The following is an 836-nucleotide window of genomic DNA, read 5'->3' as shown; positions in this document are numbered from 1 at the left end:
CGCCAACGACGTCTTCTTCAAAGAGGGCACCGGTTCCAAGCCTGCGGTGCGTACCCAAGTCATCGTCACGTTAAACGAGTTGGACCAGATCATCAACGGCGACGGGGACGAAATAGAGCTCAACCTGACCAACGGTGGGCGCATGACAGGGGCCGAGTTCTTAACCCACAAGTTTGCCGAAATAGGCTACGCCACCATCGTTCACCCCATTGAAGGGCCCATTAACACCTGGCGGCTAGAACGAGGGGCAAACTTCAAACAGCGCCTTACCCTGCACGCTGAATTCCACACGTGTTCAAGACCTGGGTGTAATAAGCCAGCTGATTACTGCCAAATCCATCACCTCATCCCCTGGCAAGCAGGCGGCTACACCAACATTAAGAACCTGACCTTCCTGTGCGCCTACCACAACGGTATTAACGATGATGACCCTTTAAAACCCACCGGGCGCGGCTACATGTACCGGCTGAATACCGGGGTTAGTTTCATCCCACCCTGGGGAACACCGATAACCGCGATGCCCGAATACCAGGAAGCAGTCGCCAGACTCAACACCGAACAAGCAGGACAACCACCAGAGGAACCACCCGACAGCAGCTAACACCCACAGCCACCACACGCAGCAACGGCAGAAAGGAAACAGCTAACCACCAGTGACAACACTGCCACCCGCAGACCACATCAAGGCACGCGGGCATATCGGCGATCCTTGAGCACGATTCACGCGCTTCCCGCTGAGGGTTAAGCCCTTAAAGAACGAAACCCGCCAACCGAAAGATGGCTGACGAGTTGGCGTGCTTTAACGCCTCTGTTGCGACCGGCTATTTGGTAGCAGT

At 55.6% G+C, this 836-nt stretch carries 1 protein-coding gene; it reads left to right on the top strand.

From position 1 onward, the window contains the following. A partial coding sequence (locus tag HMPREF3009_RS06490) for an HNH endonuclease signature motif containing protein (RefSeq protein ID WP_198531124.1) occupies positions 1 to 601 on the top strand: 601 nt, incomplete at its 5' end. Between the last annotated feature and the right edge of the window lie 235 nt (positions 602 to 836).

It is taken from the genome of Corynebacterium sp. HMSC034H07 (assembly GCF_001815175.1).
Classification (GTDB): domain Bacteria; phylum Actinomycetota; class Actinomycetes; order Mycobacteriales; family Mycobacteriaceae; genus Corynebacterium; species Corynebacterium hiratae.
This window is presented reverse-complemented; position numbering and strand designations above follow the sequence as displayed.